Genomic DNA, 7,593 nt, shown 5'->3' on the forward strand with positions numbered 1-7,593 from the left:
CCGACGCCGTCCGGGCCCTGGTCCTCCACCGCACCCTTCCGGCGTCCCGTCGCGCACGCCGCACCGCGCGAGTGGTCGGGCAACGGGCTCCGCGCCCCTCCCAGGGCCCGCGCCGCGACCACTCGCGATCGACGGCGGAGCGTACACGGACCGACTCGCAGACGCGGCCTCGCGCGCCCCTACCCTCGGAGGATGCGCTCTCCTCGTCTCCTGCAGCAGGTCGTCGGCAAGCTCAGCGGGCAGACCCCCGCCGCGCCGGTCAGCCGGCGCACCCAGCGGGCGCTGCTCGCCGAGCAGACCGTGCGCGGCGTGCTCGATCTCGCCGTCCGGCTGGGCGAGACGCTGCTGTCGCTCGGGTCCGCGGCGGCCGAGGTCACCGAGACGATCCAGCGCGTCTGCCGTGCGTACGGCATCGAGGTCCAGGTCGACCTCACCTTCACGTCGATCCTCGTGGTGCACGACGGAGGCGAGGACTCGCCGAGCGTGAGCGTGCTGCGCGTGGTGCAGACCCGCAGCGCCGACTACGAGCGGCTCGCCCGGGTCACGGCGCTCGTCGCGGCGATCACCGAGGGTTCGCCCGAGGTCCGGGTGGCCGACGCCGTCGACTCCTCCGACGCGCGCGACGAGGCGCGGCACCAGTTCGAGGCGGCGCACGACCGTCTCGACGCGATCCTCGTGCAGCCGCACCGCTACCGCCGGGGCGTCGTCACGCTCACCCTTGCGCTGATGGCGGCGGGGGTCGCGCTGCTGCTCGGCGGCGGACCGCTCGTCGTCCTCGTCGCCGCGGCGACCGCCGCGCTCATCGACTCCGCCGGCCGGCTGCTCGGGCGCTGGGGACTGCCCGCCTTCTTCCAGCAGATCGCCGGCGCCGCGATCGCGACGGGAGTCGCCGTGCTGCTGCTCGCCCTCGTGCCGCAGCTGCCGATCGAGCTGGCCGTGCTGCCGCCCGCGCTCGTCGTCGCGTCGGGAGTGGTCGTGCTCCTGGCCGGGCTCTCGTTCGTCGGGGCCGCGGACGACGCGATCAACGGCTTCCCGATCACCGCCGGCGGGCGGCTCCTGGAGGTCGGGCTGCTCACGCTCGGCATCGTGGTGGGCATCGCCGCGGTGCTCGACGTCGCGCGCACGCTCGGCGTGGACCTCGTGCTCGTCGACTCCTACGCCCGCCCCTGGCCCGCCGAGGTGCAGGTGCTCGGAGCGGGCGTCGCCGCCGGCGCCTGGGCTCTCTCGTCGCACACGCCGCCGCGCGCGGCGCTCCTCACCGCGATCACCGGAGCAGGGGCCTGGCTCGCCTCCGACACGCTCCTCGATCTGGGCGCGGCACCCCTCATGGCCAGCGCCGTCCCCGCCCTCGCCATCGGCCTGCTGGGCGAGGCGCTGTCCGAGCGGATGCGGATCCCCGCCGTCGTGACCACGGCCTGCGCCATCGTCCCCCTGCTCCCCGGGCTCACGCTCTACCGCGGCGTGCTCGATCTCACCTCGGGCGGCTCGCCGACGAGCGGGATCGACCTGCTGCTCCAGGCGGGCATGATCGCCGTCGGCCTCGCCGGGGGCGTCACCCTCGGCCGCCTCGCCTACCGCCGGCTGCGCACCCCGGTCGTCCGCGCCGTCGCCCCCGTCCGCGCGCGCACGCGCCGGGACCGCGGCCTCGAGGAGGCCCTGGCCGCCGACGTCCTCTACGCGGACCCGACCGCCTCCGCCGCCCCGGCGCCGGCCGGCGCCTCCGGTCCGCCCTCGATCGCCGCGGAGCCCCTCCCCCGCACGGGCACCCTTCCGATCGTCAGCACCATCGGACTCGCGGAGCCGCAGCCGTCGCCTCCGGACACGGGCGCGCCTGCGCGGGACCGCCCCTCGTCGAGCCGCCTCGACTCCGACGCCTAGCGCCCGGGGGAGACCGACTCGCGTGCTCCGCTCGCCCTGATCGTGCGTGCTCTCGGCACCGGGGGGACGGCGTGTCGGATGATAGGTCGATGAATCGGACCGATCGTCTCTACGGTCTCGTGGAGGAACTGCGAGCTGCGTCGCCGCGTCCGCGAAGCGCGCGTCGTCTCGCAGAACGCTTCGAGGTGTCCGTGCGAACCATCGAGCGGGATCTCGCTGCGCTGCAGCAGTCGGGTCTGCCGATCTGGGCGGAACCCGGCCGAACCGGTGGGTACGTCATCGACGGGTCGGCGACGCTCGGCCCGGCGGGGTTCACTCTGGATGAGGCCCTTGCGGTCCTGATCGGGCTCGGCGCGCTCCGCCACAGCCCGTTCCGGCAGGCTGCTCGGACTGCCGCCCGGAAGATGCTCGCAGTCATGCCGGACCGGGACGCGGCACGTGCCAGCGCCTTCGCATCCCGGGTGCACTTCCTGGAGAGCGAGGAGAACACGACCGCGCCGGTCGAGTTCGCGGAGGCTCTCCGTGCGAATCGTGTCGTGCAGCTGCGCTACCAGGACGCCGACGGTGCGGAGTCCAGTCGGGACGTCGAGCCGCTGGGGTCGATCGAGAAGGGAGGCCAGTGGTACCTGATCGCCTGGTGCCGACTTCGACAGGGCGTCCGGGCGTTCCGGGGAGATCGGATGCTCTCGATCAGGGTCACCGACGAACGTCCTCCGATGCGCAAGCTCCGCGCCGAGGACCTCGCGATCCAGTACGGACTGCTCAGGTCCGTCGTCGACGACTGATCCGCGACCGACGTCTTCCGTCGAACACCGACAGGACGGTGTCGCGACGACCAGCGACGCTGATGCCTCCACCTCATCAGCGTCACTGAAGGAACCCCATGTCGTTCGCATCCATCCGCATCGTCACTGACGACCTCGAAGGTCTCATCGCGTTCTACGAGCAGGTCACGGGTCGGCAGGCCGAGCGCCCCACCCCGCTCTTCGCGCAGTTCAGCGGCTCCGGCGCGAACCTCGCGATCGCGAGCACCGCGACCGTGGCGATGCTCGGGGGCGCTCTCACTCCTGCGACGAACCGATCCGTGTTCATCGAATTCGAAGTCGCTGACGTCGACGGCGATCTCGCCCGAGTGACTCTCAGGAGCGAGGACGTCATCCTCGAACCGACCACGATGCCCTGGGGCAACCGCTCCGCACTGATCCGTGATCCCGACGGCAACGTCGTCAACCTGTTCAGCAAGCCGACCATCGCCTAGGCGGACAGCCGCGCCGGCGCTGATCTCGTCGGCGATCCGAGCCTCCTCGGCCGTGATCGCACCAGGCGCCTGGTCGGACGGATCCCGCTGCTGGATCACGTCGACGTCGGCAAGGCCGAAGTGTCCTGCGCCGCTGGGGCGGAACCACGGTCCTGCTCGGCTTCCTCGGGTCCGGTGTCCGGGTCGGACCGGCCCCGGTCCTCCCTCAGGAAGCTGAGGGTCCGACACGCACCCACCCGCAGCACGTCCCGCGCGTCGACGTGGCGGCTCCGACTGCGGCCACTGAGGTTCCCGCCCAGGTGCGCGCACGCACGACGGAGGGAGCCACCGGGACCGGTCCCCCGATGGCTCCCTCCGCGTGCGCTCCTGGGAGGTGTCAGCCGATCGGAGTCGGGTTCACCGGGTTCGGCGGCACCGGCAGCGAGCCGTTGATGCGGTTCTGCGCCTGGCACTGGCTGGTGCAGTTCGTCGCCCCCTGCGAGAGCTCGATCGCGTCCTCGCCGAGCACGCCACCCAGGCGGCCGCCAGGAGTGACCGACCACTTCGTGACCGTGCCGCTCTGGAAGGTCTTCGTCGCGACCTGCGGGCTGTCCTTGCCGAGCAGCATCTGGTGGTAGCCGGTCGGGCTCTGCTGCGCGCTCACCGCGTCGACGCCGTCGCCGAAGTTGATCTTGCCGGTGTAGCTGTTCACGAAGTAGAACAGACCGGGCCCGAGGGTGTGCACGAGCTCGACGGGCGCGGCGAACTCGGGCTCCATCTGGAAGATGCCGCCCTGGGCGCCGTCCTTGGCCTGGATCTTGAGCTTCCCGCCGGCGGTGCGCAGGATGACCACGAGCGTGTCGTCCTTCACCTGCAGCGACTCGAGCCGCGCTCCCGAGAGCTGGGGGGCCGTCAGGGTCGGGACCTTCGAGGCGAAGACGACCGTCGGCGCCGTCACCATCCGCTGCGTGTCGGGTGCGCCGGTGAGCGTGTAGTCGTACACGCCGAGCGTGGACGGGCGGATGTCGAAGCGGTTGTTCACTCCGCGGACCGCGATCGCGCCCGAGACCGAGACGTCGTCGAGCTTGGCGTCGCGGCCCGGCGCGGGGTTGTAGGTGGTGCCGTTGACGGTCACGGCGTAGTCGCCGCCGACCGAGGAGGTCTTCGCGTGAGCCGGCGAGGCGGCGAGGCCGGTGAGGAGCAGCGCGGCCGCGGCGATGGCCACGGTGCGGGCGGTTCTGCGGAGGGGGGACATCGGTGGCCTTCCTGAAGGACCGGCGGGCCGCCGGTGCGCGGGATGTGAGTTCACTCTCGCGTCGCACGGCGGGGCCGTCGATCGGACCTTGGTACTAGTACCCCGCGAGGTGGTCCCGCACCCAGAGCGCAGCGCTGGTGCGGTCGCGCACGCCGATCCGAGTGAAGGCGTGGCCGACGTGCACCTTGACCGTCCGCTCGGCGATGCCGAGCTCTCGCGCGATCTCCTTGTTCGATCGACCGGAGGCGATCAGCCGCAGCACCTGCTCCTCGCGCGCGCTCAGCCCGGCGTCCGACGAGCCGTCGCTCGCCGGGAGGAGGGCCCTCGCAGCGCGCGGATCCAGCGGGACGTCGCCCCCTGCCGCCGAGCGCACGGCCGCCAGCACCGCCACGGGATCGGCGTCCTTCAGCTGATAGCCGACCGCCCCCGCCCGCAGCGCGGCCAGCACTCGGGCGCGGTCGTCGAACGAGGTGAGCACGACCACGCGCGCCGACGGCACCAGCACCCTCAAGCGGGCCGTGGCCTCGACTCCGTCCATCCCAGGCATCGAGAGGTCCATCAGCACCACCTCGGGAGCGAGCGTCGTCGCGAGCGCGAGAGCCTCCTCCCCGCCGGCCGCCTCCCCTACCAGCACCAGGTCCTCCGTCGCACGGACGAGTCCGGCGAGCCCGGCCCGCACCAGAGGATGGTCGTCGACGATCAGCACGCGGATCACGCCGGCACCTCCAGTCGCCAGTGCGCTCCCGCTCCGGGCGCCGTGCGCAGGCTCAGCTCGGCGCCGCTCTCGCGGGCGAGGTCGCGGAGGATCCGCACTCCGAGGTGCCCCCGCTCCGGATCGGCGAGCACGGCGTCTGCATCGAACCCCACGCCGTCGTCGACGATGTCCAGCACAACGGAGCGCCCCGCCCGGCCGCGGGAGCGCCGCAGGCGGACGAGCACGGTCCGGGCCTGCGCATGCTTCACGACGTTCGCCAGCGCCTCGTGGGCGACACGGTAAGCGAGTCGCTCGCCCACCGGATCGAGCCCCGAGCGGAGCGGCACGTCCACCTCGACCGGCACCCCGCGCGCCCGCGTGGTCGTCGCCAGATCCTCGAGCGCCGCCGCGAGTCCCGAATCAGCGAGGCTCGGAGGGTAGATGTCGACCAGGAGCGATCGCAGACCGCCGAGGCCGGTGCGCACCGTCCCCGCGACCGTGCGCAGCTCGGCCGCGAGCTCCGCGTCGCCGTCCACCTCCGCCCGCTGAGCACGCGCGTGCACGGCGAAGGAAGCGGCCGCGAGATCCTGCACGGCGCCGTCGTGCACCGTCGCGGCGATCCGGCGGCGCTCGTCGGCTGAGGCATCGAGGGCTCGCTGCAGCAGCGACTCCCGGTGGCGTCGGGAGCGCTCGATCAGCGTCAGCAGCCGACGCAGCACCGGGAGCATCAGCAGGACCAGGACCACGAGACTGCCCAGCGAGATCGCCGCGAAGCTGCGCCACAACTCGCCGCTGCGATCCACGACCTCGTCGTAACGGAAGTAGCTCTCGAACAGCAGCGTCTCGCCCGACGGCGTCCACACCGACCGGTACGCCTCGAGCAGGCGCTCGCTCCCGTGCTCGTAGACGTTCTCGGGTTCCTGCAGGTCCGACACCTCCGCCTGCACTGTCGAGTCCTCGAAACCCTCGAGGTCCTCGGCGTCGAGAGCGAAGACGCGTCCCATGAGCCGCCTCTCGTCCGAATAGAGGACCCGCCCGCCCGCGTCCCAGATCTTCACCCGGATCAGGGAGGCGTCGAGCACGTGCTCGCGCACGGCACGATCGAGCAGCATCACGGCGTCCCGGTCCCCGGTGAGGAGCCCGTCGGTGATCGCCGGCTGAACGATGACCTCCGCCAGCAGATCCGCCGTATCGGACGCGTCCGACACCGCCTCCGACTCGGCGAGCGATCGCGCGGCCTGCACGTCGACCACTCCGACGGCGGCGATCAGCACGATCGCAAGAGCCAGCACACCCGCGAACAACCGCCGTGGGTGCAGAGGTTGCTCGACGATCCGCTCACGGGCTGCGGCGACGACGATCCAGGGGGCATCCATCGATGGCGAGGCTAGCAACGACGCCTCCTGTCGTGAACCGGTGGAGCCCCGGCTCCGGACCCGGGCGAGCCCGCGCGGGACCGCTTCCCGTCGAGCCGCCTCGACTCCGACGCCTCGGGCCTCATGCGCACTCTCTCGCGTGCTCGCGGCGTCGATCCGTGCCCACCCGGCCTCAGCGCGCCGATCGCGGCGGCAGCAGGTCGACGCACTCGCGGCGGAGCGGAGTGAGGATCGCCTCCGCGACGTCCTCGAGCTGGTCGAGCTGAGCTCCCTCGAGCAGGGCGAAGACCCGCGCGCGGACCTCGGCGACGTAGCCGGGCTCGACCTCGGCGAGGAGTCCCGCGCCCGAGGCCGTCAGCCTCGCGAGCGTGCGCCGCGCATCCGAGGGGTCGGTGCTGCGGGCGAGGAGGCCGCGCTTCTGGAGCCGCCCCACGATGCGGGACAGGTGCGAGGGAGTGACGCTGGCCGTCGCCGCGAGGCGGCTCATGTGGATCTCGCGGTCCTCGCCGAGCGAGAGGCAGCGCAGCACCCCGAACTCGGCGTGGCTGAGATCCGCCGCCTGCTCGAGGTAGGCGTCGAGCTCGGCGGGCAGCCACATCATGACGCCCACCAGCAGGGTCCAGGTCCTGTCCTGCTGGGGCGAGAGTCGATCGGCCGGAGTCACCCTTTCAGACTACATTCACTTGCCGCGGAAAGCATTCGGGGATAGCTTCCTTTCCGCAGCAAGCATCTGCTGCACCCGCCCCGTCAGAAAGCAGAATCCCGTGCGCGCTGCCCGCTTCCACTCCTACGGAGCCCCCGACGTCCTCTCCGTCGAGGAGGCCCCCGAGCCCCGCGCCGGTGAGGGAGCGGTGCGGATCCGCGTCCTCGCGACGAGCGTGAATCCGATCGACGTGCTGCTGCGCGCCGGCCACCTCGCCCCCTACCTGCCCCTGGACCTGCCGGCGATCCCCGGTCGCGACGCCGTCGGCGTCGTCGACGAGGTCGGCACCGGAGTGACGGACGCGCAGGTCGGCGAGCTCGTCTTCGGACTGGGCGGGATCAGCGACACGACGGCCGAGTACGCGGTCCTCACCGCCTGGAGCGCCGTCCCCGAGCAGTGGTCGACCGAGCAGGCCGCGGCGGCCGGGCTGGCCTCCGCGGCCTGCTCGGT

General features: G+C 72.4%; 8 protein-coding genes. 4 read left to right on the forward strand and 4 right to left on the reverse strand.

All coding sequences use genetic code 11. The annotated features are described in order from the left end of the window. Window positions 1-192 precede the first annotated feature (192 nt). The 3 genes from NB037_RS11170 to NB037_RS11180 all read left to right on the forward strand — a co-directional run bounded on the left by NB037_RS11170 (window position 193) and on the right by NB037_RS11180 (window position 3,136). Window positions 193-1,878: a threonine/serine exporter family protein gene (locus NB037_RS11170; RefSeq protein ID WP_251945745.1), complete on the forward strand. Its 1,686-nt coding sequence runs from the start codon at window positions 193-195 to the stop codon at window positions 1,876-1,878. 89 nt (window positions 1,879-1,967) lie between these two features. Then, window positions 1,968-2,663, forward strand: coding sequence for a helix-turn-helix transcriptional regulator (locus NB037_RS11175; protein WP_251945747.1), 696 nt, complete (start codon window positions 1,968-1,970; stop codon window positions 2,661-2,663). A gap of 98 nt (window positions 2,664-2,761) precedes the next feature. Continuing rightward, window positions 2,762-3,136 carry a VOC family protein gene (locus tag NB037_RS11180; protein WP_251945749.1) on the forward strand — a complete coding sequence of 125 codons (375 nt, stop codon included), beginning with the start codon at window positions 2,762-2,764 and terminating at the stop codon, window positions 3,134-3,136. Between the two features lie 376 nt (window positions 3,137-3,512). On the opposite strand, the gene NB037_RS11185 is transcribed toward NB037_RS11180, so the two are convergent. From NB037_RS11185 to NB037_RS11200, 4 genes are all read right to left on the reverse strand, one after another. Beyond that, window positions 3,513-4,370: a hypothetical protein gene (locus NB037_RS11185; protein WP_251945751.1), complete on the reverse strand. Its 858-nt coding sequence runs from the start codon at window positions 4,368-4,370 to the stop codon at window positions 3,513-3,515. Window positions 4,371-4,464: 94 nt separating this feature from the next. Beyond that, window positions 4,465-5,085 carry a response regulator gene (locus NB037_RS11190; protein WP_251945752.1) on the reverse strand — a complete coding sequence of 207 codons (621 nt, stop codon included), beginning with the start codon at window positions 5,083-5,085 and terminating at the stop codon, window positions 4,465-4,467. Next, window positions 5,082-6,440: a sensor histidine kinase gene (locus tag NB037_RS11195; RefSeq protein WP_251945754.1), complete on the reverse strand. Its 1,359-nt coding sequence runs from the start codon at window positions 6,438-6,440 to the stop codon at window positions 5,082-5,084. Before NB037_RS11195 ends, NB037_RS11190 begins: the two co-directional genes overlap by 4 nt. Before the next feature lie 172 nt (window positions 6,441-6,612). Further along, window positions 6,613-7,104, reverse strand: a complete 492-nt coding sequence (locus tag NB037_RS11200) for a MarR family winged helix-turn-helix transcriptional regulator (RefSeq protein WP_251945756.1) — start codon at window positions 7,102-7,104, stop codon at window positions 6,613-6,615. Window positions 7,105-7,204: 100 nt separating this feature from the next. Between NB037_RS11200 and NB037_RS11205 the strand changes: the two genes are divergently transcribed. Then, window positions 7,205-7,593 (forward strand): alcohol dehydrogenase catalytic domain-containing protein (locus tag NB037_RS11205; RefSeq protein ID WP_251945758.1); only part of this gene is annotated, 389 nt, incomplete at its 3' end.

Origin of the sequence: Rathayibacter rubneri (assembly GCF_023743255.1) — a bacterium.
Classification (GTDB): Bacteria; Actinomycetota; Actinomycetes; order Actinomycetales; family Microbacteriaceae; genus Rathayibacter; species Rathayibacter rubneri.